Raw genomic sequence first — 21,435 nt, forward strand, 5'->3', positions numbered from 1 at the left:
GGCGACAGTGTAGGGGGAGGGTCCAGGTTCAGGACGGCTCGACGCGTCCGCGGGCGCTCGGCAGGGCCAGCACGGCCGCCACGACGTCGGCCACCTGGGTGATGCGCAGCGACGCGGGAACGTCGTCGAGCCCCTCGGAGCGGGCCGGGACGATGGCGGCCGTGAACCCGAGCCGCGCGGCCTCCCGCAGCCGCTCGGCGGTGTGCCGCACGGGCCGCACCTCACCGGCGAGCCCGACCTCGCCCAGGACGACGAGTCCCGCGGGTGCGACGCGGTCGGCCTGGGCGGAGGCTGCCGCGACCAGGACCGCGAGGTCGACGGACGGCTCGACGAGACGCGCGCCGCCGACGGAGGCGGTGTAGACGTCGTGGCGCGAGAGGTTGACGCCGCAGTGCCGGGTGAGCACGGCGAGGATCATGGCCACGCGCGAGGAGTCGAGGCCGCTGGAGGTGCGGCGCGGCGACGGCGCGTTGGTCTCGACCGCCAGGGCCTGCACCTCGGCGAGCAGCGGACGCCGCCCCTCCATCGTCACCGTGACGCACGTGCCGGGGACGGGCTGCTCGTGCCGGCTGACGAACAGGCCCGTCGGGTCGGGCACCTCGACCAGACCCGAGTCGGCGAGGTCGAAGCAGCCGATCTCGTCGACGGGACCGAACCGGTTCTTCACCGCCCGCAGGAGCCGCAGGCGCGACGCGCGGTCGCCCTCGAACTGCAGGACGACGTCGACGAGGTGCTCCAGGACCCGGGGCCCGGCGACGGCACCGTCCTTCGTGACGTGGCCGACGAGCAGGGTCGCGATGCCCTCGCTCTTCGCGCGCTGGATGACCGCGGACGCGACCTCGCGCACCTGGGTGACGCCGCCGGGGACGCCGTCGACGTCGGCCGAGCCGATGGTCTGCACGGAGTCGACCACCAGCAGGCTCGGCCGCACCTGCTCGACGTGGGTGAGCAGCGCGCCGAGGTCGGTCTCGGCGGCGAGGTACAGCTCGTCGTGGACCGCGCCGGTGCGCTCGGCACGCAGCCGCACCTGGCCGGCCGACTCCTCGCCCGAGACGTAGAGGGTGCGCCGGCCCTGCCGTGCCCACCGGGCGGCGAGCTCGAGCAGCAGCGTGGACTTGCCGACCCCCGGCTCGCCGGCCAGGAGCAGCACGCCGCCGGGCGTGACCCCGCCGCCGAGGACGCGGTCGAGCTCACCGATGCCCGACGAGACCGCCCGCGACGACTCGACCTCGACCTGCGTGATGGGGCGCGCGGGGGTGACGGTGGCGGCGGGCGCGGTCCGCCCGGCACGGGCCGACGGCGACGCGACGTCGACCGTGCCCCAGGCCTGGCACTCGCCGCACCGGCCCACCCACTTGCTGGTGGTCCAGCCGCACTCGGCGCAGGCGTAGACGGGCTTGGCGACCTTGGGCGCCTTCGCGGTGGGCATGCGTCCCACCCTAGGTGCGACGTCCGACAGCGGAGCCGTTCCCTCCCCAGGCGCTAGGTGAGGCGCTGAATGCCGTCCGGCGGTCGCCTACGCGCGTCATCGGGGCGGCTCGACGCGCGTGACCTACCGCCCGGGGGGGAGACGCGCGTGACCTACCGCCGGGGGGCGGGGCTCAGACGCGGACGACGCCGCCGGGCGTCTCGAAGGAGACGCTCATGATGCCGGGCAGGCCGTGCGGCGCGACCCACTCGACCGCGATCTCCTCGAGCGCGTCCACGGCGGGCTCGCCGAGCCAGTCGGACAGGCGGTGGGGCGAGCCGGCCATCTCGATGGCGGTGAGCGCGATCTCCGACGGCGCCATCTGCGACGGGTGCTCCTCCGGCGGCACGTCCCAGCACGTGACGTACGGCAGCTGCGGGTCGGCCTTCATCCCGCTCGTGCCGATCTGGCGCCACTCCAGGTTGAAGCCGTCGGGGCGACGGCGGTTGCCGGGCACCGCGTGGCGACCGATGCGACGCTCCACCTCGGTCATGTCGTCGACCGACACGCACCAGGCCATCCAGCCTCCACCGGCCTCCGAGCGCTGCCGGACGACCTGCCCGAACGCCGCCTTGTCGGCGGCGGGGTGGTCGAGGACCTCCACGACCTCCACGTACTGACGGTTGCGGAGCGGGAGCACCATGTTGCGGGTGCCGAAGCGCGGGTGCGCGCCGCCGTCGAGGAACGTCGCGCCGAGAGCCGCGGAGAGCTCGGCCACGGTGGCGTCGAGGCCAGCGGGGCCGGCGGCGTACGAGAGGTGGTCGAGGTGCATGGGCCATTCTTGCCAGACGGCCCACGTCTCCCGACGACCGGGGTCCACCAGGGCGAGGTGCGAGGTCGTCATCGCCGGCTCACCTCCGGGCCGCCGCGGTCGCGGGGTGGACGTTCGGGGCACCCGCTGCGAGGTGGTCCTCGCACTGGCGCTCGAGCTCGGCGTAGCCGGCCTCGCCCATGAGGGCGACGAGCTCGGCGCGGTTGCTGACGTAGACCGGCTCTTGGCCCACGTGCGCCTCGGTATTGGAGGAGCAGTACCAGTCGAGGTCGTGGCCGCCCGGTCCCCAGCCGGCGCGGACGTACTCGCCGATCTGCACCTCCGAGTAGCTGGTGCCGTCGCCGCGCTCGACGTCGCGGAACTGACGGCGCAGCGGCAGCTGCCAGCACACGTCGGGCTTGAGGGTCAGGGGCTCGACGCCCTCCTCGAGCGCGAGGCCGTGCAGCGCGCAGCCGTAGCCGCCCGCGAAGCCGCGGGGGTTGTGGAAGACGCACGCGCCGTCGAGGGCGCGCGTCTTGCGGTCGCCGTCGTCGTCGACCTCGGTCCAGGCACCCTGCAGGGGCTGCGGGCCGTCGGGGTGGCGGTACCAGCGCTCGGGCGTCAGGCGCTCGACGGCGCCGGCCACCCGCGTCTCGTCGTCGGCGTCGGCGAAGTGCGCGCCGAGGGTGCAGCAGCCGGCGTCGGGGCTGCTCGCGTAGATGCCCGCGCAGCCGGCACCGAAGATGCACGTCCAGCGCGACGTCAGCCACGTCAGGTCGCAGCGGAACACCTCGTCGACGTCGTCCGGGTTCGCGAACTCGACCCACGTCCGCGGGAGTCCCAGGTCGACCTCAGGCATGCCTCCACTGTACGAACCGCCGGGGGAGCCCGGCCCGACGGGCGGCGTGGGAGGATGGACGCATGCGCATGGGCGTCCTCGACATCGGGTCGAACACCGGGCACCTGCTCATCGTCGACGCGTACCGCGGCGGACCCCCGCTGCCGGCGTACTCCTTCAAGGAGCCGCTGCGTCTGGCCGAGCAGCTCGGTGACGACAACTGCGTCACCGACGACGGTGTCGCCCGCCTGGTCAAGTACGTGGGCGAGGCGAAGGCCGAGGCGCTGGAGCGTGGCTGCTCGAGCATCGTCGCGTTCGCGACGTCCGCCGTGCGCGACGCCGACAACGCCGACGCCGTCCTGGCCGCCGTCCACACCGCCACGGGCGTCGACCTCCGGGTGCTCCCCGGAGAGGACGAGGCCCGCCTGACGTTCCTCGCCGTGCGTCGCTGGTTCGGCTGGTCCGCCGGTCGGCTCGGCGTGTTCGACATCGGCGGCGGCTCCCTCGAGCTGGCCGTGGGTGCCGACGAGGAGCCGACGGTCGCGCGCTCCGTGCCGCTCGGCGCGGGCCGCCTCACCCGCGAGTGGCTCGCCGAGGGTCGCGGGCACGACGAGCTGCGGCTGCACGCCCGCTCGGTCATCGCCGACGTCGCGGGACCGTTGCTGCGCGGCGGCCACTTCGACCGCGCGGTGGCCACGAGCAAGACGTTCCGGTCGCTCGCACGCATGTGCGGGGCTGCGCCGTCCAACGAGGGCCAGTACGTGCGCCGCGTGCTGCGCCGCGCCGACCTGCGTCCGCTGATCTCGGAGATCGTGCACCTCGACGTCGAGGAGATCGCGCAGCTGCCCGGCGTCTCCCACGACCGCGCGCACCAGATGGTCGCGGGTGCCGTGGTGGCGGAGGCGGCGATGGACCTGTTCGGCGTCGAGGAGCTCGAGATCTGCCCCTGGGCGCTGCGCGAGGGCGTGCTCCTCGAGCACCTGGCGCACCTCTGAGCATGGCCGCCCCCCTGCGCGTCTCCCTCTCGACGTCCTCGGTGTACCCGGGCACGACGGCGAGCGGCTTCGAGGCGGCGTCGCGGCTCGGCTACGACGGCGTCGAGGTGATGGTCGGCATCGACGAGGTCAGCACCGACGCCGACGCGTGCTTGTCGCTGTCGGAGTTCCACGAGGTGCCGGTGGTCTCGGTGCACGCGCCGACGCTCCTGCTCACGCAGCGGGTCTGGGGCACCGACCCCTGGGGCAAGCTGCAGCGCAGCGCCGAGATGGCGCACACCGTCGGCGCGTCGGTCGTCGTCGTGCACCCGCCGTTCCGGTGGCAGCGCGAGTACGCGAAGGGGTTCGTCGAGGGCATCGCGGACCTCGAGGACGAGCACGACCTGGTGTTCGCCGTCGAGAACATGTACCCGTGGCGCACGGGCAAGCGGGAGTTCCACGCCTACCTGCCCGACTGGAACCCGGTCGGCGAGGACTACGCGCACGTCACGCTCGACCTGTCCCACAGCGCCACCGCGGCCGACGACCCCGTCGCGATGGCCCGCGAGCTGGGGGAGCGGCTCGCGCACGTGCACCTCGCCGACAGCACGGGCTCGCCGAAGGACGAGCACCTCGTGCCCGGTCGGGGCACGCAGCCGTGCGCGGAGTTCCTGCGCGAGGTGGCCGCGTCGTCGTTCACCGGTGAGGTCGTGGTCGAGGTCAGCACCCGCAAGGCGGTCGACCTGCAGGAGCGCGAGGCCGACCTGCTCGAGGCGCTCGCGTTCGCCCGCGAGCACGCCGCCCGCTGACCCGCCACCCCGCTGAGTGTGACGTTCCCGGGGCGGATCGGTCGTTCCCACCCCCGAAACGTCACACTCAGCGGGGTGGGGAGGAAAAGGGCGTGGAGGCGGAGGCTGCGGTCGGGCAGGATGCGGGCATGATCACCCTCGACCAGCTGCTCGCCTTCGGCGTCGCGGCGCTCGTCCTCATCGCGATCCCGGGCCCGAGCGTCGTGTTCGTCATCGGTCGTGCGCTCGCCTACGGTCGTTCGGTCGCCCTCGTGACCGTCCTCGGGAACTCCCTCGGCCTGCTCGTCATCGTGCTGCTCGTCACCGCGGGCCTGTCGGTGCTGCTGGAGCGGTCGATCCTGGCGTTCACCGCGGTCAAGCTGGCCGGCGCGGCCTACCTGGTGTGGCTCGGCGTGCAGGCAGTCCGCCACCGCAAGCAGCTCTCGATGACCGACGTCGACGGCACCGCGACCCGCGCGCCGCTGCCGCTCCCGACGGCCCTGCGCCAGGGGTTCGTGGTGGGGCTCACCAACCCGAAGGCGTTCATGATCTTCGCCGCCGTGCTGCCCCAGTTCGTCGACCGCGGTGCCGGTCACGTCCCGGTGCAGATGCTGCTGCTCGGACTCGTCGCCTTCGCGATCGGCCTGGTCAGCGACGGCGTGTGGGCGGTCGTGGCCAGCGCCCTGCGCTCCTGGTTCGCCCGCTCGCCCCGCCGCGGCGAGGCCGTCGGCGCACTGGGTGGCGCGTCGATGGTCGGGCTCGGCGTGGCGCTGGCGGTGACGGGCCACCGGAAGTAGGACGTCCTCGACCTACGTCGTCGGTGCCGACCTCCCCAACCGTCCGGCCAGCACCGAGCCGACCACGAGCTGCATCTGGTGGTAGATCATCAGCGGCAGCACCACGAAGGCCACGACGTCGCTCGGGAAGAGCACCGTGGCCATCGGCAACCCGCTCGCGAGGCTCTTGTTGCTCCCGCAGAACAGCAGCGCCACCCGGTCGCCGCGGTCGAACCCGACCAGCCGGCCCCACGCGGTGCACCACCCGAGTCCCAGGGCGAGGAGCGCGGCCGCCAGCACGGCCACGACGGCGAAGTCGTGCAGCGGGACGGCCGACCAGATGCCGGCCTCGGTGCCCTCGCTGAACGCGACGTAGACGATCAGCAGGATGGTCGACCGGTCGAAACGCTTGAGGCCCGTGTCGTGACGCTCGACCCAGGCCCCCACGAGCGGTCGCAGCAGCTGTCCGAGCGCGAAGGGGGCCAGCAGCTGCAGCACGATCCGCAGCACCGAGCCCGCGTCGACGCGCGCCTCGCCGCCCATCAGGAGCGCCACGAGCAGCGGCGTCATCAGCACGCCCAGCAGGTTCGACGTCGACGCGCTGACGACCGCCGCCGCGACGTTGCCGCCCGCGAGCCGCGTGTAGACCACGCAGCCCTGCACGGTCGACGGCACGAGCGTCAGCAGCAGCAGCCCGGCGGCGAGCTGCGGGGCGAGCCAGGAATCCGGGAGCAGCCGCGTGCCGAGACCGAGCACCGGGAACACCACGAACGTGACGCTGAGGATGCTCAGCTGCAGCCGCCAGTGCTTGAGGTTGCGCACCGTCTCGGCCGTCGAGAGTCGCGCGCCGTACAGGAAGAAGAGCAGCCCGATGCCCACGGTCGAGACGGTGCGCACGACCTCGAACGTCGTGCCGGTGGCCGGCAGGAACGAGCCGAGGGCCGCGGCGCCGAGCAGGAGCACGAGGAACGGGTCGAGGCGGCGCACGGCCCCGACGGTACGCCCGCACCCGCCGGCGACCGCGGCGCGGCCTAGGGTGGCGCCATGAGCGGCACGACGACGGACGCCCAGCCCGACGGCACCCAGCCCGAGGGGACCGATCCCGACCGCATCGCCATCCTGGGCGGCGGGGTGATGGGCGAGACGCTGCTGTCGGCGTTCGTCGCGTCGGGCCGACGTCCCGGCGACCTCGTCGTGAGCGAGAAGCTCGAGGAGCGCGCCGCCGACCTGCGCGCCCGCTACGGCGTGCAGACCACCGACCCCGCGACGGCGGTCCAGCGGGCCGCCGTCGTGCTCGTGGTCGTCAAGCCGCAGGACGTCGCGGCGCTCGTGCAGGCGATCGCCCCGCACGTCGACCCGTCCGCCACCGTGCTGTCCCTCGCGGCCGGCGTGCGGATCGCCACCTACGAGGACGCCCTGGCCGACGGCGTCGCGGTGGCCCGCGCGATGCCCAACACCCCCGCCGTCGTCGGGGAGGGCATGTTCGGCGTCTCGCCCGGACGCGCCTGCGACGAGGAGCGTCTGGCCGCCGCGGTCGGGCTGCTCGAGACGGGTGGCCGCGTGGCGGTCGTGCCGGAGGAGCAGCAGGACGCCGTCACCGCCGTGTCCGGCTCTGGCCCGGCGTACGTGTTCTACCTGGCCGAGGCGATGATCGACGCCGGCGTCGACGCCGGGCTCGACCGCGACACCGCGCGCACCCTGACCGAGCAGACCCTGCGGGGTGCTGCGGCACTGCTCGCCGACTCCGACGACGAGCCCGCCGAGCTGAGGCGCCGGGTCACGTCGCCGAACGGCACGACGCACGCCGCGATCACCACGTTCGACGAGCACGGGGTCGACGAGGGCCTGCGCGCGGGCGTGCGGGCGGCGGCGCGACGCTCGGCCGAGCTGTCGGGGTCGTAGGCTTCGACCATGCCGGACCGCGCCCCGCACGGACCCGCCGACGAGGCGGAGCAGACCCCTGGCCAGGCCACAGGGGGGCCCTGCCTCGTCTTCGACGACCGTCTCACCGGCTACGACTTCGGTGCCGCGCACCCGATGGCGCCGGTGCGCGTCGACCTGACGATGGTGCTCGCGGGCGAGCTCGGCGTGCTCGACCACCTCGAGGTCGTCGGTGCCGAGCCGGCCACCGACGAGGAGCTGTGCACCGTGCACACGCCCGTCTACGTCGAGAAGGTGCGCAAGCTGTCGGTGCACCCCACCCACGCCGACCCCAGCGTCGGGCTGGGCACCGAGGACAACCCCGTCTTCGGCGGCATGCACGACGCCAGCGCCCTGATCGCCGGCGCCACGCTGGAGGCCGTGCGGCGCGTGTGGACCGGCCAGAACACGCACGCCGTCAACGTCTCGGGCGGCCTGCACCACGCCATGCCCGGCTCGGCCAGCGGGTTCTGCATCTACAACGACCTCGGCGTCGGCATCGCCTGGCTGCTGGCCCAGGGTGCGCAGAAGGTCGTCTACCTCGACGTCGACGCGCACCACGGCGACGGCGTCCAGGCGATGTTCTACGACGACCCGCGCGTGCTGACCATCTCGATCCACGAGGGCCCGCAGTCGCTGTTCCCCGGGACCGGCTGGTCGACCGAGACGGGTGCGGAGGGGGCCGAGGGCACGGCGGTCAACGTCCCGCTGCCGCCCGGCACGTCCGACGCCGGCTGGCTGCGCGCGTTCCACGCGGTCGTGCCCGACGTGATCCGCGAGTTCGGCCCGGAGATCATCATCAGCCAGCACGGCTGCGACTCCCACATGGACGACCCGCTCACGAACCTCATGCTCAGCGTCGACGGGCAGCGCGCGTCGTACCTCGCCATCCGCGACCTCGCGCGGGAGGTGTGCGGCGGCCGGTGGGTCGCCACCGGTGGCGGGGGCTACGCCGTGACCGAGGTCGTGCCGCGGGCGTGGACGCACCTGCTGGGCATCGTCGCCGACCACGACGTCGACCCCGAGGCCGCGACGTCGCAGGGCTGGCGCGACCACGTCGAGCGGCTGCGGGGCGTGCGCGCGCCGCAGCGGATGACCGACGGCCGCTCGGCCTCGTTCCGTGCCTGGGAGATGGGCTACGACCCGGCCAGCTGGCTCGACCGCAACATCCTCGCGGCACGCACCGACACCTTCCCGCTGCTCGGTCTCGACCCGCACCTCTGAGCGTCGGGGGGCCGGCACGCGGTCCTGGACCCGGGTCGGACGTCCCGATCACACAGGTCTCGTGGAACTCGTTCCGTCTCGGCTATCCCTGGAGCCCCAGGAGGCACTACGCTGCGAGCACGAGCCGCGCCGACTCCCGGAGGGGAAGCCGGGGGTGCGCGGTGCCCTGGAAGAGGTGAGGACCATGACTGCAGGAACGACCTTCCTGACCGTCGCGGAGGTCGCTGCGCAGATGCGCGTCTCCAAGATGACCGTGTACCGGCTCGTCCACAACGGCGAGCTGGAGGCCCTGCGCGTGGGCCGGAGCTTCCGCGTGCCCGAGCAGGCGGTGCGCGAGTACCTCCAGAAGTCGTTCTACGAGGCCGGCTGAGTCGGTCCGTCCACCGTCGCGTAGGCTGGTCCTCCGCCAGTACCGCACCGAGTAGAGGTTTGTTTCGTGGGTTCAGTCATCAAGAAGCGTCGTAAGCGGATGTCGAAGAAGAAGCACCGCAAGATGCTCAAGCGCACCCGCGTCCAGCGCCGCAAGCTCGGCAAGTAGGCCCCATGGGGCGGGTCGTCCTCGTCACGGGGGTCTCCGGGACCCTCGCGTCGCGCGTCTCGCGACACCTGGCCGAGCTCGGCGCGTCCGCCGGCATCGACCGGGTGGTCGGGATCGACCTGCGTCCCCCCGTCGGTGACCTCGGCGGGGTCAAGTTCGTCCGCGCTGACATCCGCACCCCGGTGGTGGCCAAGGTCATCGCCGTCGAGGACGTCGACACCGTCGTCCACCTCGACCTCGCCCCCGCGAGCCACCGCTTCGGCGGCGGTGGCGGCGTGAAGGAGCGCAACGTCATCGGGACGATGCAGCTCCTCGCCGCGTGCCAGCGGTCCGCGACCGTCGCCAAGCTGGTCGTCGGCTCGTCCGCGGCCGTGTACGGCTCCTCGTCGCGCGACCCCGCGCTGTTCCGCGAGTCCGACTCCGCCCGCGGTGGCGTCCGCACCGGGTTCCCGAAGGACGTCGTCGAGGCCGAGTCGTACGTGCGCGGCTTCAGCCGACGTCGGCCCGAGATCCTCATCACGACCCTGCGGGCCGCGCAGACCCTGCACCCGCAGATCGAGAGCCCGCTGCACAGCTACCTGCGCAACCCGCTGCTGCCGGCGGTGCTCGGGTTCGACCCGCGCCTGCAGTTCCTGTCGCTGCACGACGCGCTGAACATCATCGCCGAGGCGGTGACGAAGGACCGTCCGGGCACCTTCAACGCGGCGGGGCCCGGGGTCCTGCTGCTGTCCCAGATCGCCCGCCGGCTCGGCAAGCCCACCGTCCCGTTGCCCGCGATCGGCTTCGGTGCCGCCGCCGCGCGGGTCGTGCGCAGCATGGGCGGGGAGATCTCGCCCGACCTGCACCGTCTGCTCATGCACGGTCGGGCCGTCGACATCTCCGCCCTGCGCGACATCTTCGGCTACGAGCCGACGGCCACCACCGAGGAGGTGTTCGAGGAGTTCCGGGCCGCGCAGCGTCCCGGGGTCCTGGCACGTCTGGGAGGTCACGGATGAACGACGAACGTCGCACCATCGGCACCGACGGCGCCGCGGGCCGGGGCACGCGCGGGGGTTCGCCGTCGTCGGGCGCACGCTCCCTCGCGGGCGGCAAGGCGGCGCCGCGCAAGCCCGTCCGGAAGGCTGCGGCGTCGTCGACGACCGAGAGCAGCGCCACCAAGCCCGCCCGCACAGCCAAGCCCGAGATCCCCACCACGCCCGCGGTCGAGCCGAGCACGCCGGCGCGCGAGAAGCCGCGCAAGACGGCGGCGAAGAAGAGCGACGCGGGTCGCCCCAAGACCCCGACGTCGACCACCGGCGGCTCGCCGTCACGGCCCCGCCGGTCGACGACCGCCCCGGGGCCCGACGCGGCACCGCACCTGCGCGCCGTCACGGAGGAGGACGCCGCCGCTGCTGCGGCGGCCGCGGCCGAGGAGGCCGCGCGCGAGACGCGCACCGCGTCGGGTCGAGCCACCCTGCCGGGCCTGCCCGTCGAGGAGGTGCTCGTGGCCGTCGTCCAGGCGGCGCAGCGGATCCTCGGCAGCGACTGGGAGCACCGGCTGGCCGTGGCGGTCGCAGCGCTGCGCAAGCGTCTCTCGGGCGACTTCGAGGTCGACGACTTCGGCTTCGACCCGCAGCTCGCCGAGGTCCTGACGGCCGCGTTCGAGCCCATCGCGGAGAAGTGGTTCCGGCTCGAGGTCCGCGGCGCGGAGAACATCCCGAGCGAGGGTGGGGCGCTGCTCGTCGCCAACCACTCCGGCACGGTGCCGATCGACGGACTCATGACGGGCTACGCGGTCAAGCGTCACGGGGGTCGCGACCTGCGTCCGCTGGGTGCCGACCTCGTGTTCGCCCTCCCGTTCGTCGGCCAGGTCGCCCGACGCGCCGGCGCCACGCTCGCGTGCACGCAGGACGCCGAGCGTCTGCTGGGCTCCGGCGAGATCGCCGGGGTGTGGCCCGAGGGCTTCAAGGGCATCGGCAAGCCCTTCGCCGAGCGGTACAAGCTCCAGCGCTTCGGCCGCGGCGGGTTCGTGTCGTCGGCGCTGCGGGCCCAGGTCCCGATCGTGCCCGTCTCGATCGTCGGGGCCGAGGAGATCTACCCGCTGGTCGGCAACGTGCCGTCGCTGGCGCGTCTCCTGGGGCTGCCGTACCTGCCCATCACGCCGTTCTTCCCGCTGCTCGGACCGCTCGGGATGATCCCGCTGCCCAGCAAGTGGATCATCGAGTTCGGCGAGCCGATCCGCACCGACGCCTACGAGCCCGACGCGGCCGACGACCCGATGCTGCTCTTCAACGTCACCGACCAGGTGCGCGAGACGATCCAGCAGACGCTCTACCAGCTGCTCGTCGAGCGGGGCAACGCCTTCTTCTGAGCAGGGGTGCCGCGGGGACGCGTACCTGTCGCTCCCGCTGAGGGCAGGCGCCCTGCTGGGTGTGCGGCTACTTCTTGGGGCCGAGCAGACCGCCGAGCAGGCCGGGCACGAGGCCCTCCTGGTCGTCGTCGCCCAGGAGACCGTCCAGCAGCGGGTCGGTGACGGTGCCGACGCCCTTGCGCGGCGTCGCGGTGGGCGTCGGTGCCGGCAGGGTCGGCACCTGCACGAGCGGCGGCGCGGTGGACGGGGTGACCGTCGACGGCGCGGTGGAGCCAGCAGCGGCCGACGGCGACGGTGCGGCGGTGGAGCGGCCGGCCGAGGCCTCGCGTCGCGACCCGGAACCGGAGTCGGCCGGGGCGAGCACCGAGCGGACGACGCCGACGAGCGAGCCGAGGTCGGCGCTGCCACAGCTAGCGCAGAGTCGGCTGGCCTGCCCGGCGAGGTCGGTGACCGCGGCGGCGGCGGCGGAGAACGACTCCGACGCGTCGGCGGGCACGTCGGCCGCCATGGTCGTGAGGTCGACGGCCGAGGCGGCGGCGAAGTCGTTGACGGTGGTGATCGAGGCCGTCGAGCCGTCGGTGTCGTAGGCGTCGAACAGCGAGGCCGAGCCCTGCTCGGCCTGCGTGCTGAACTCGTCGAGCAGGGCCGGGACCTGGGCACGGGCGGCGGGGGAGCCGTCGGCGATCACGGCACGGACCTCGTGCAGGCGCTCGGCCGCGAGCTCGAGACGCTGGGTGCCGCGTGCCTCGTCGGAGCGGTGCAGCGCGAGCTCGACGTCCTCGACCGTCCGCTTGACGGGGTAGAGCACGTCGCCCGGGAGGGCGGAGGCGCTGCTGGCCACGAGGCCGACGACGCCGAGGGACGACACGGCCGCGACCGCTGCGGTGGCGAGGCGTCGACGCGCGCGCGACGGGGCGGTGGTCGGTGCGTCGGCGCCGGCCGTGCGACGCGAGGCGCCCGGCGCGGGGACGAGGACGGTCTGGCCCTCGGCCATCAGACGCTCGCGCAGCGCCGAGGCGAACTCGGGGCGGGGAGCGACGGTGGCCGATGCGCGGAGGGTCTGCGCGGTGCGGACGAGCTCGGCGACCTGGCCCGTGCCGTGCGCACCGGACTCCCACGCGTCGTGGAAGTCCTGGGCGTCGTCGCGGCCCGGTCGGCGGATCATCGCGTCGTCCTGTCTGTGGTCGTGGTGGTACGAGGTCCAACGACCATGAAGACGTGCGGGTTACGGGAACGTGACGCGGTGCGCGCGAGGATTCTCGGACTCATCGCGCGTCCTCAGGCATCTTCTTCGCGAGGTTGCGCACCGCGCGCAGCTGCAGCTGCTTGATCGCACCCTCGGTGCGGCCGAGCGCGGCGGCGGTCTGGGCGATGCTCATGCCCTGGATGAACCGCATGAGGACGCACTCGCGCTGCTCCGTCGGCAGCTCGGCCACGGCGGCGAACAGCATCTCGTTGGAGAGCAGCGCCATCACGTCGTCCTCGGTGCTCGGGGCGCTCTGCGGGCCCTCCGGGACGTCGTCGGAGACGATCTCGAGCCGCGCGCGACCGGACTTGAAGTGGTCGACGACCAGGTTGCGGGCGATGGTGGTGAGCCAGGCGCCGAAGTCCTTGCCCTGCCAGCTGAACCGCTGGATGGCCCGCAGCCCGCGCACGAACGTCTCGCTCGTGAGGTCCTCGGCCAGGGTCTGGGAGCCGACGCGGTAGTAGATGAACCGGTAGATGCCGGTGACGTAGTGGTCGTAGAGCTGGCCGAAGGCGTCGACGTCGCCCTCGCGGGCGAGGTCGACGAGGGCGCGCAGCCGCAGGGCCTCCGGGTCGCCGTCGGGATCCACGGGGCCGCCGGAGAACGCCGCGTGCGTCGCGGGCGCCGGCTCGGCCAGCGCCATGGCCAGGCGCAGGTCGTCAGGCGTCAGCAGGGCGAGCCGCAGCGCGGCGCGCAGTGCTCCCGTCCAACCCTCCATGATCCCTCCCGAAGATCTGAACGATCTTAAGCACCCGGGGAGGTTCCTGTCAGGAGTTCTCAGGTAACGGGCCGGCCAACACGACGCCGAGGCGCGTCAGCGCGACCGACGCAGCGTGCGGACCGCCTGCCAGGCGGCGGCTCCCGCGACGGCGACCCCGGCGGCGCGCGTGCCGGCGAGCGCGACCTTGCGCCCGGTGCGGTAGTCGCGCACGTCCCAGCCCTGCGCCTTCGCGTGGGCGCGGAGCCGCGGGTCGGGGTTGATCGCACAGGGGTGGCCCACCAGCGAGAGCATCGGCAGGTCGTTGCTGGAGTCGGAGTAGGCGTAGCAGCGCTCGAGGTCGAGGCCCTCGCGCTCGGCGATCGCCCGCACGGCGACGGCCTTGCCCTCGCCGTGCAGCAGCTCGCCGACCAGCTCGCCGGTGTAGGTGCCGTCGACGTGCTCGGCCACGGTGCCGAGAGCGCCGGTGAGGCCGAGGCGTCGGGCGATGACCGCGGCGATCTCGATGGGCGCGGCGGTCACGAGCCAGACCCGCTGCCCGGCGTCGAGGTGCTGCTGGGCCAGTGCGCGGGTGCCGGGCCAGATCTTGTGCGCCATGTGCTCGTCGAAGATCTGCTCGCCGATCTCCTCCAGCTCGGACACGTCGTGTCCCGCGATGAACGCGAGCGCCGAGGAGCGGGCCTTCGCGATGTGCTCGGGGTCCTCGACGCCGGCCAGGCGGAAGTAGACCTGCTGCCACGCGGCCTTGACGATGTCGCCCGTGGTGAAGAAGTCGCGCTGGTGCAGCCCGCGCGCGAAGTGGTAGATCGACGCGCCCTGCATGATCGTGTTGTCGACGTCGAAGAAGGCCGCGGCGTCGGGGTCGGGATCGGGGGCGAGCCAGTGCTCGACCTCGCTCGCGGCCGCCGCCGCCTGGCCGGCGAGCACCGACCGCGACCGCAGGTTCGGCCCCGGCCGGGGGACCCGCTGGCTGGACATGACCCGAACCTATCGGGTTCCTCGTCCCCTCCCCACGTTTTGTGGACTCGATGACGGAATCGGGCGCGAAAACCGACGTCAGGTCCACAAAACGCGGGGAGGGGGAGGGGGCGGGAGAGGGGCGCGGGGGGCTGGCCGTCTGTGGTTGACTCGCATCGTGACCTCCTCGAACGTGTCCGCGCTGGTCAGCGCCGCCGCGCGACGCTCGCCCGAGGCCGTGGCCCTCGTCCAGCACCGCGGCGGGCGGCAGGAGCGCACGTGGGCGCAGCTCGACGCCGACGTCGACGCCGCCTCCCGCGCGCTGAGCGGCGTCGGCCTGCGCGCCGGGCACCGTGTCGCGCTCGTCATGGCCAACCGGATCGACCTCGCCGTCGCCTACTTCGGGATCCTGCGCGGCGGGATGGTCGCCGTGCCCGTCAACCCGCGATCGACCGAGCGCGAGATCGGCCGCATGCTGGCCGACTCCGGCGCGCGGGTCGTGCTGTGCGACGAGAGCGCCGTGGAGCAGGTGCGTGCCGCGGTGGCCGACCTCGACGTCCTGGTCGTCGTCGACGGCACCCCGCGGCGCGAGGGCGAGGTCGCGTTCGACCGTCTCCTGCGCGACGCCCCCGACGTGGAGCCGGCCGCGCCCCGCGACGAGGAGGCGCCGGCGGTGGTGCTCTACACCTCCGGCACGAGCGGCAGGCCGAGGGGCGCGATCCTCACGCACCGTGCCCTGCTCGCCAACATCGAGCAGACCGCGGCGGTCGAGCCCCCGATCGTCACGCCCGACGACGTCGTGCTCGGCCTGCTGCCCATGTTCCACATCTACGGGCTGAACGCCGTGCTCGGCCAGGCCGTGCGGCAGGGCGCGCGGGTCGTCATGGTCGACGGCTTCGACCCGGCCGGCCTGCTGCGCACGATCCGCGACGAGGGCGTCACGAACGTGGCCCTCGCCCCTCCGGTCGTCGCCGCGTGGGCGGGTCGTGCCGACCTGCGCGAGCACCTGGCCGGGGTCAAGCACGTGCTGAGCGGTGCCTCCACGCTCGACCCCGAGCTCGCCGCGGAGTTCGCGGCGTCGTCGGGGCACGTCGTCGAGCAGGGCTACGGGCTCACCGAGACGGCCCCCGTCATCACGGCGACGCTCGCGTCGGGCCGCCCGGACGGCGTGCCGCCGCGGCCCGGCTCCGTCGGACGTCCGCTGCCGGGCGTCGAGCTGCGCCTCGTCGACACCAGCGGTCAGGACGCCGAGCCCGGTGACCCGGCCGAGGTGTGGGTGCGTGGACGCAACCTCTTCTCCGGCTACTGGCCCGACGGGTCCGACGGCCCGCGCGACGACGGCTGGTACCCGACGGGCGACATCGGGTACCTCGACGACGCCGGCGACCTGACGCTGGTCGACCGGGTCCGCGAGCTCGTGATCGTGTCGGGGTTCAACGTCTACCCGGCCGAGGTCGAGCTCGTCGTCGCCGAGCTCGACGACGTCGCCGAGGTGGCGGTGGTCGGTCTCCCGGACGAGCAGACGGGCGAGGCGGTCGTGGCGTTCGTCGTCGCGACGGACGGTGCAGCGACCGACGGGCTCGAGGCCCGCGTGCTGGAGCACTGCTCCACGCGGCTGGCGCGGTTCAAGCAGCCGCGGCAGGTCGTGGTGGTCGAGGGTCTGCCGCACTCCGCCACCGGCAAGGTCGCCAAGGGTCGGCTGCGGGCGCTGGCGCGCAGCCAGGACCTCGGCCTGCAGGCGCGATGAGCCTGTTCCGTCGCCGCCCCGGGTCGCCCGACGACCCGCAGGCCGCCCCTGCGCCGCCGGGGTCCGGCGCCCCCGTGCCGCACGCGCACGACGCCCGCGTGGTCGTCTACAGCCGCGCGGGCTGCCACCTGTGCGAGACCGCCGAGGCGGTGGTCGAGCGGGTCTGCGCCGAGCAGGGCAGCGACTGGGCGCGGGTCGACGTCGACACCGATCCCGAGCTCGTCCGTCTCTTCCACGCGATGGTGCCGGTGGTGTTCGTCGACGGCCGTCAGCACGACTTCTTCCGGGTGACGCCGGCCCGGCTGGTCGGGGCGCTCGAGCGCCCGGCTCCCTGAGCGGCGAGCGGGCGTGGCGGGCGAGGCGCGCCGGTGAGGCGCGGCGCCGTACTACCACGTCGCGTGTGAGGAATCCCACCCACCCCCGTCGTCGATTTTGTTCCGTCGTTCACAAGCTCGTAAACTGATCCGTGCGCTGCCCGCCCACGTCGGGTGAATCCTTTGCGGCGCGATGGAGCACCGTGACCCTTCTGCGCGAGACCCCGGCCGGGACCCCCGATCCCGCGGCGGCATCGGCGACCCGCGACGTCCCTGACGCGACGCTCGCCCGCCTGCCGCTGTACCTGCGGGTGCTGCAGACGTTCGCCGACGCGGGCGCCGCGACCTGCTCGTCGGTCGAGCTCGCCGAGGCGGCGGGCGTGAACCCCGCGAAGGTGCGCAAGGACCTCTCCCACCTCGGCTCTTACGGCACCCGCGGCGTCGGCTACGACGTCGAGTACCTGCAGTACCAGATCGCGCGGGGCCTCGGGCAGACGCAGACGTGGGACGTCGTCATCGTCGGTGCCGGCAACCTCGGCTCGGCCCTCTCGACCTACGGCGGCTTCGCGCCGCGCGGCATCCGCGTGGCGGCCGTCCTCGACACCGACCCGTCCCGCGTCGGCAGCACGGTCGGCGACGTCGAGGTGCGTCCGCTCGACGTGCTCGACGCCGTCGTCGCGGAGCACGCCATCGCGATCGCCGTGGTCGCGGTGCCCGGCGAGGCCGCGCAGGACGTCGCCGACCGCCTGGTCGCCGCCGGTGTCACGAGCATCCTCAACTTCGCACCTGCCGTGCTGCAGGTGCCGCCCCACGTGCAGGTGCGCAAGGTCGACCTCTCGGTCGAGCTGCAGATCCTCGCGTACCACGAGCAGCGGAAGGCGGAGAAGCCATGAGCGTGTTGGTGGTGGGTATGTCCCACCGGTCGGCCCCGATCGACGTGCTGGAGCGCGCGTCGCTCGACACCGACGCGGCGGTGAAGCTCGCGCACCGGGCGCTGGAGACCGCGTCGGTCACGGAGGCCGCCGTCATCTCCACGTGCAACCGGGTCGAGGTGTACGTGGAGGCCGACCGTTTCCACAACGCCCTGGAGGACGTCTCGCACCTGCTGGCCGAGCACGCGGGGCTCGGGCGCGAGGACCTCGTGTCGCACGCGTACGTGCACTACGACGACTCCGCGGTCGCGCACCTGTTCTCGGTGGCGGCGGGGATGGACTCGATGATCCTCGGCGAGAGCCAGATCCTGGGCCAGGTGCGTCAGGCGCTGCACACGGGGCAGGCGGAGTCGACGGTCGGCTCGGCGCTGAACGCGCTGTTCCAGCAGGCGCTGCGGATCGGCAAGCGGGGGCACGCGGAGACCGGGATCGACCGGTTGGCGCCGTCGACCGTGACGGCCGGCCTCGACGCCGTGGGCGACGTGGTGCTCGAGCCCGACACCCGGTTCCTGGTGGCCGGTGCGGGCACGATGGCCAGCCTCGCCGTCCGCACGCTCGTGGAGCGGGGTGTCGAGCCGCGCCGCATCATGGTCGCGAACCGCACGTTTCAGCGCGCCTACGAGCTGGTCGCCACGTTCGGCGTGAGCGCCGTCCGCTGGGAGGCGCTCGACGTCGAGCTGGCGGCCGCCGACGTCGTCATCAGCTGTACCGGCGCGGCCGGCTCGGTCTTCGAGACCGACCGGGTCGCCGCTGCCCTCGCCCGGGGTGGTCGCCGGTCCGAGGAGATGGTGTTCGTCGACCTGGCGCTGCCGCGTGACGTGGCCCCCGGCGTGGGCGAGCTCGACGGGGTGACGGTCATCGACCTGGTCACGCTCGCCGCGCGCTCGGAGAACGCCGAGCTGGCCGGTGACGTCGACCAGGTGCGCGCGATCGTCGCCGACGAGGTGCGCAGCTTCCTGGCCGCCAAGGCCCAGTCGCGTGTGACGCCGACCGTGAAGGCGCTGCGCAGCATGGCCACCGAGGTGGTCGAGGCCGAGACGGCGCGCCTGCTGGGCCGTCTCGACGGTCTCGGGCCGGAGCAGGTCGAGCAGGTCCGGATCGCGCTGAAGCGGGTCGCGGACAAGCTGATCCACGCGCCGACGGTGCGCGTCCAGCAGCTCGTGGACGGTCCTGCCGGGCTCACGTACGCCGACGCGCTGTCGGACCTCTTCGCGCTCGACCCGGCCACGGTCGACGCCGTCACCCAGGTGAAGGGAGGCAAGGGATGAGCGACCGCGCCCCCCTGCGTCTCGGCACCCGTGCCAGCGCCCTCGCCACCACCCAGTCGGGGCAGGTGGCCGCCCGCATCACCGAGCTGACCGGCGTCGAGGTCCAGCTCGTGACGGTCAGTACCGAGGGCGACCGGAACCAGGCCCCCCTCACCCAGATCGGCGGCACGGGCGTGTTCGTCGCGGCCCTGCGCGAGGCGGTGCTGGAGGGTCGCGTCGACCTCGCGGTGCACTCGCTCAAGGACCTGCCGACGACGCCCGACCCGGCTCTGACCCTCGCGGCCGTCACGTCGCGGGAAGACCCGCGCGACGTGCTCGTCGCGCGCGACGGTCTCACCCTCGGCGAGCTGCCGCACGGCTCCCGGGTGGGCACCGGCTCGCCGCGTCGCGCCGCACAGCTCAACGCGCTGGGGCTCGGCGTCGAGATCGTGCCCGTGCGTGGCAACGTCGACACCCGCATCGGCAAGGTCACGTCGGGCGAGCTCGACGCCGTCGTCCTGGCCCGTGCCGGGCTCCTGCGTCTGGGGCGTGAGGACGAGGCCACCGAGGTGCTCGACCCGATCCAGGTGCTCCCGGCCCCGGGCCAGGGCGCCCTGGCCTGCGAGTGTCGCGCCGACGACGCCGAGACCGCTACGATCCTCGCCGTGCTCGACGACCCGGACACCCGGGCCGCCGTCACCGCCGAACGTTCCCTGCTCTCCGCGCTGGAGGCAGGGTGCAGCGCACCCGTCGGTGCGCTCGCCGACGTCGTCTGGGGAGACGACGGCGACGAGCTGTGGCTGCGCGCCGTGGTCGGAGACCCCTCCGGCTCACCCACCATCCGCCTGTCCGCCTCCGGCCCGCTCAGCGAGCCGGCAGCGGTCGGCGAACGTCTCGCTGCCGAGATGCTCGCCGAAGGTGCGTCCGAGCTGATGGCCGACACCCCGTCCGGCACATCGATCGGATCCACCTCATGACCACCCGGCAGTCCAGGAAGAAGACCGACACCGTGACACCACCCACCACCGCCACCGTCGAGGCACCCGCGAAGCAGGACACCGCCCCCAAGCGGAGCCCGAAGCCGCTGGGGCACGTCAGCTTCGTCGGCACCGGTCCGGGCGACGCCAGCCTGCTGACCGTCCGCGCGGCCGAGCTCATCGCCGAGGCCGACGTCGCCATCATCGAGCAGCCCGAACAGGCTGCCCTCGTGCCCGAGGGCGTCGAGGTCGTGGACGGCGGCGTCGGTGAGGACGGCACCGCCCTCACCCACGCCGCGCGCGCCCGCCTCGTCGTCCGGCACGCCAAGACCGGCGCGCACGTCGTGCGTCTCGTCAGCGGCGACCCGTTCACGTACGCCACGGCGCCCGAGGAGGCGGCCGCGTGCGCGAAGGCCGGCATCGCCTTCGAGATCGTGCCCGGCGTCTCGTCCGTCACCGGCGTCCCCGCCTACGCGGGCGTGCCGCTGACGAACAAGGCGCACCGCCAGTACCGCGTGGTCAGCGTCGGCGACGCCACCATCACGTGGGCCGACCACGCCGGCACCGACACGCTCGTGCTGCTGTCCGCGGTCGCGCGCATCGGTGAGGCCGCTGCCGGCCTGATCGAGGCGGGACGCTCCCCGGAGACGCCCGTCGCCATGACCCGCGTCGGCACCACGACCGAGCAGACGACCGTCGTGTCGACGCTCGCCGACATCGCCGTCGACGCGAAGGCCGCGGCCATGACGTCGCCGGCGATCACCGTCGTCGGTGAGGTCGTCGCGATGCGCGAGGCGCTGTCGTGGTTCGAGACGAAGCCGCTGTACGGCTGGCGCGTGCTCGTGCCGCGCACCAAGGAGCAGTCGGCCGGCCTGGCCGCACGCCTGCGCTCCTACGGCGCGGTGTCGGAGGAGGTGCCGACGATCTCCGTCGAGCCGCCCCGCAACCCGCAGCAGATGGACAAGGCCGTCCGCGGGCTCGTCGAGGGCCGCTACGAGTGGGTCGCGTTCACCAGCGCGAACGCCGTGAAGGCCGTGCGCGAGAAGTTCGAGGAGTACGGCCTCGACGCGCGCGCGTTCTCGGGCCTGAAGATCGCCGCCGTCGGCGAGAAGACCGCCGAGGCGATCAGCACGTGGGGCATCCGCGCCGACCTCGTGCCGACCGGCGAGCAGTCGGCTCGCGGCCTGGTCGAGGAGTGGCCGCCGTTCGACGAGCTGCTCGACCCGATCAACCGGGTGTTCCTGCCGCGCGCCGACATCGCCACTGAGACGCTCGTGGCCGGTCTGCAGGAGCTCGGCTGGGAGGTCGACGACGTGACCGCCTACCGCACCGTCCGGGCGGCGCCGCCGCCGGCGCCGACGCGTGAGGCGATCAAGACCGGCAAGTTCGACGCGGTGCTGTTCACGTCGAGCTCGACGGTGCGCAACCTGGTCGGCATCGCGGGCAAGCCGCACGCGTCGACGATCATCGCGTGCATCGGCCCGGCCACGGCGCAGACGGCGGAGGAGCACGGCCTGCGGGTCGACGTCCTCGCCGAGCAGCCGTCGGCGGACGTCCTCGCGGACGCGCTCGCCGAGTTCGGTGCCGCCCGTCGTCTCGCCTTCCTGGAGGCGGGGGAGCCGGTGCTGAAGCCGTCGCAGAAGAAGCCGTCGTCGCGGCGCAAGGCCTGA

22 protein-coding genes are annotated in these 21,435 nt (G+C 73.5%); 15 read left to right on the forward strand and 7 right to left on the reverse strand.

Annotation, left to right across the window (positions count from 1 at the left end):
* Positions 1-28: 28 nt before the first annotated feature.
* The 3 genes from radA to QE370_RS08565 all read right to left on the reverse strand — a co-directional run bounded on the left by radA (position 29) and on the right by QE370_RS08565 (position 3,078).
* On the reverse strand, positions 29-1,429 hold the full coding sequence (gene radA / locus QE370_RS08555) for a DNA repair protein RadA (RefSeq protein ID WP_309634101.1): 1,401 nt from the start codon (positions 1,427-1,429) through the stop codon (positions 29-31).
* 172 nt (positions 1,430-1,601) lie between these two features.
* Positions 1,602-2,240, reverse strand: coding sequence for a VOC family protein (locus QE370_RS08560; protein ID WP_286689726.1), 639 nt, complete (start codon positions 2,238-2,240; stop codon positions 1,602-1,604).
* 79 nt (positions 2,241-2,319) lie between these two features.
* On the reverse strand, positions 2,320-3,078 hold the full coding sequence (locus QE370_RS08565; RefSeq protein WP_253026524.1) for a hypothetical protein: 759 nt from the start codon (positions 3,076-3,078) through the stop codon (positions 2,320-2,322).
* Positions 3,079-3,140: 62 nt separating this feature from the next.
* On the opposite strand from QE370_RS08565, the gene QE370_RS08570 reads away from it, so the two are divergent.
* The 3 genes from QE370_RS08570 to QE370_RS08580 all read left to right on the forward strand — a co-directional run bounded on the left by QE370_RS08570 (position 3,141) and on the right by QE370_RS08580 (position 5,616).
* Positions 3,141-4,052, forward strand: a complete 912-nt coding sequence (locus tag QE370_RS08570) for a Ppx/GppA family phosphatase (protein ID WP_309634102.1) — start codon at positions 3,141-3,143, stop codon at positions 4,050-4,052.
* Between the two features lie 2 nt (positions 4,053-4,054).
* On the forward strand, positions 4,055-4,840 hold the full coding sequence (locus tag QE370_RS08575; protein ID WP_309634103.1) for a sugar phosphate isomerase/epimerase: 786 nt from the start codon (positions 4,055-4,057) through the stop codon (positions 4,838-4,840).
* A 128-nt stretch (positions 4,841-4,968) separates the two neighbouring features.
* Entirely contained in the window at positions 4,969-5,616 is a 648-nt protein-coding gene (locus QE370_RS08580) for a LysE family translocator (protein ID WP_309634104.1), read from the forward strand.
* Between the two features lie 12 nt (positions 5,617-5,628).
* Here the strand turns inward: QE370_RS08580 and QE370_RS08585 are convergent, their stop codons facing one another.
* Positions 5,629-6,582 (reverse strand): bile acid:sodium symporter family protein, encoded by a 954-nt coding sequence (locus tag QE370_RS08585; protein ID WP_253026532.1) that lies wholly within the window; start codon positions 6,580-6,582, stop codon positions 5,629-5,631.
* Between the two features lie 57 nt (positions 6,583-6,639).
* Here QE370_RS08585 and proC point away from each other — a divergent pair, with 57 nt between their 5' ends.
* The 6 genes from proC (at position 6,640) to QE370_RS08615 (ending at position 11,627) form a co-directional block, all read left to right on the forward strand.
* Positions 6,640-7,497, forward strand: a complete 858-nt coding sequence (gene proC, locus QE370_RS08590; protein ID WP_253026534.1) for a pyrroline-5-carboxylate reductase — start codon at positions 6,640-6,642, stop codon at positions 7,495-7,497.
* Positions 7,498-7,506: 9 nt separating this feature from the next.
* Positions 7,507-8,739, forward strand: a complete 1,233-nt coding sequence (locus QE370_RS08595) for an acetoin utilization protein AcuC (protein ID WP_253026536.1) — start codon at positions 7,507-7,509, stop codon at positions 8,737-8,739.
* A 184-nt stretch (positions 8,740-8,923) separates the two neighbouring features.
* A complete protein-coding gene (locus tag QE370_RS08600; protein ID WP_067861267.1) occupies positions 8,924-9,109 on the forward strand; it encodes a helix-turn-helix domain-containing protein in 186 nt (61 codons plus the stop codon).
* Between the two features lie 66 nt (positions 9,110-9,175).
* Positions 9,176-9,277, forward strand: a complete 102-nt coding sequence (locus tag QE370_RS08605) for a 30S ribosomal protein bS22 (protein ID WP_012359487.1) — start codon at positions 9,176-9,178, stop codon at positions 9,275-9,277.
* A 5-nt stretch (positions 9,278-9,282) separates the two neighbouring features.
* Complete coding sequence (locus tag QE370_RS08610; protein ID WP_253026538.1) at positions 9,283-10,272, forward strand: NAD-dependent epimerase/dehydratase family protein; 990 nt, start codon at positions 9,283-9,285, stop codon at positions 10,270-10,272.
* Entirely contained in the window at positions 10,269-11,627 is a 1,359-nt protein-coding gene (locus tag QE370_RS08615; RefSeq protein WP_309634105.1) for a 1-acyl-sn-glycerol-3-phosphate acyltransferase, read from the forward strand. Before QE370_RS08610 ends, QE370_RS08615 begins: the two co-directional genes overlap by 4 nt.
* Before the next feature lie 67 nt (positions 11,628-11,694).
* Here the strand turns inward: QE370_RS08615 and QE370_RS08620 are convergent, their stop codons facing one another.
* The 3 genes from QE370_RS08620 to QE370_RS08630 form a co-directional block, all read right to left on the reverse strand.
* Positions 11,695-12,792 (reverse strand): DUF5667 domain-containing protein, encoded by a 1,098-nt coding sequence (locus QE370_RS08620; protein ID WP_309634106.1) that lies wholly within the window; start codon positions 12,790-12,792, stop codon positions 11,695-11,697.
* 100 nt (positions 12,793-12,892) lie between these two features.
* Complete coding sequence (locus tag QE370_RS08625; protein ID WP_253027476.1) at positions 12,893-13,591, reverse strand: sigma-70 family RNA polymerase sigma factor; 699 nt, start codon at positions 13,589-13,591, stop codon at positions 12,893-12,895.
* A gap of 96 nt (positions 13,592-13,687) precedes the next feature.
* Positions 13,688-14,569: an HAD family phosphatase gene (locus QE370_RS08630; protein ID WP_067854522.1), complete on the reverse strand. Its 882-nt coding sequence runs from the start codon at positions 14,567-14,569 to the stop codon at positions 13,688-13,690.
* Between the two features lie 157 nt (positions 14,570-14,726).
* Between QE370_RS08630 and QE370_RS08635 the strand changes: the two genes are divergently transcribed.
* From QE370_RS08635 to QE370_RS08660, 6 genes are all read left to right on the forward strand, one after another.
* Positions 14,727-16,295 carry an AMP-binding protein gene (locus tag QE370_RS08635; protein WP_253026312.1) on the forward strand — a complete coding sequence of 523 codons (1,569 nt, stop codon included), beginning with the start codon at positions 14,727-14,729 and terminating at the stop codon, positions 16,293-16,295.
* On the forward strand, positions 16,292-16,630 hold the full coding sequence (locus QE370_RS08640; RefSeq protein WP_309634107.1) for a glutaredoxin family protein: 339 nt from the start codon (positions 16,292-16,294) through the stop codon (positions 16,628-16,630). The genes QE370_RS08635 and QE370_RS08640 overlap by 4 nt, the downstream gene beginning before the upstream one ends.
* A gap of 182 nt (positions 16,631-16,812) precedes the next feature.
* Positions 16,813-17,502, forward strand: coding sequence for a redox-sensing transcriptional repressor Rex (locus tag QE370_RS08645; protein ID WP_253026310.1), 690 nt, complete (start codon positions 16,813-16,815; stop codon positions 17,500-17,502).
* On the forward strand, positions 17,499-18,809 hold the full coding sequence (locus QE370_RS08650) for a glutamyl-tRNA reductase (RefSeq protein ID WP_253026308.1): 1,311 nt from the start codon (positions 17,499-17,501) through the stop codon (positions 18,807-18,809). The genes QE370_RS08645 and QE370_RS08650 overlap by 4 nt, the downstream gene beginning before the upstream one ends.
* Positions 18,806-19,765 carry a hydroxymethylbilane synthase gene (hemC, locus tag QE370_RS08655; RefSeq protein ID WP_253026306.1) on the forward strand — a complete coding sequence of 320 codons (960 nt, stop codon included), beginning with the start codon at positions 18,806-18,808 and terminating at the stop codon, positions 19,763-19,765. Before QE370_RS08650 ends, hemC begins: the two co-directional genes overlap by 4 nt.
* A complete protein-coding gene (locus tag QE370_RS08660; protein ID WP_253026304.1) occupies positions 19,762-21,435 on the forward strand; it encodes a bifunctional uroporphyrinogen-III C-methyltransferase/uroporphyrinogen-III synthase in 1,674 nt (557 codons plus the stop codon). The genes hemC and QE370_RS08660 overlap by 4 nt, the downstream gene beginning before the upstream one ends.

Origin of the sequence: Aeromicrobium sp. SORGH_AS_0981, assembly GCF_031453195.1 — a bacterium.
In the GTDB taxonomy this organism is placed as follows: Bacteria; Actinomycetota; Actinomycetes; order Propionibacteriales; family Nocardioidaceae; genus Aeromicrobium.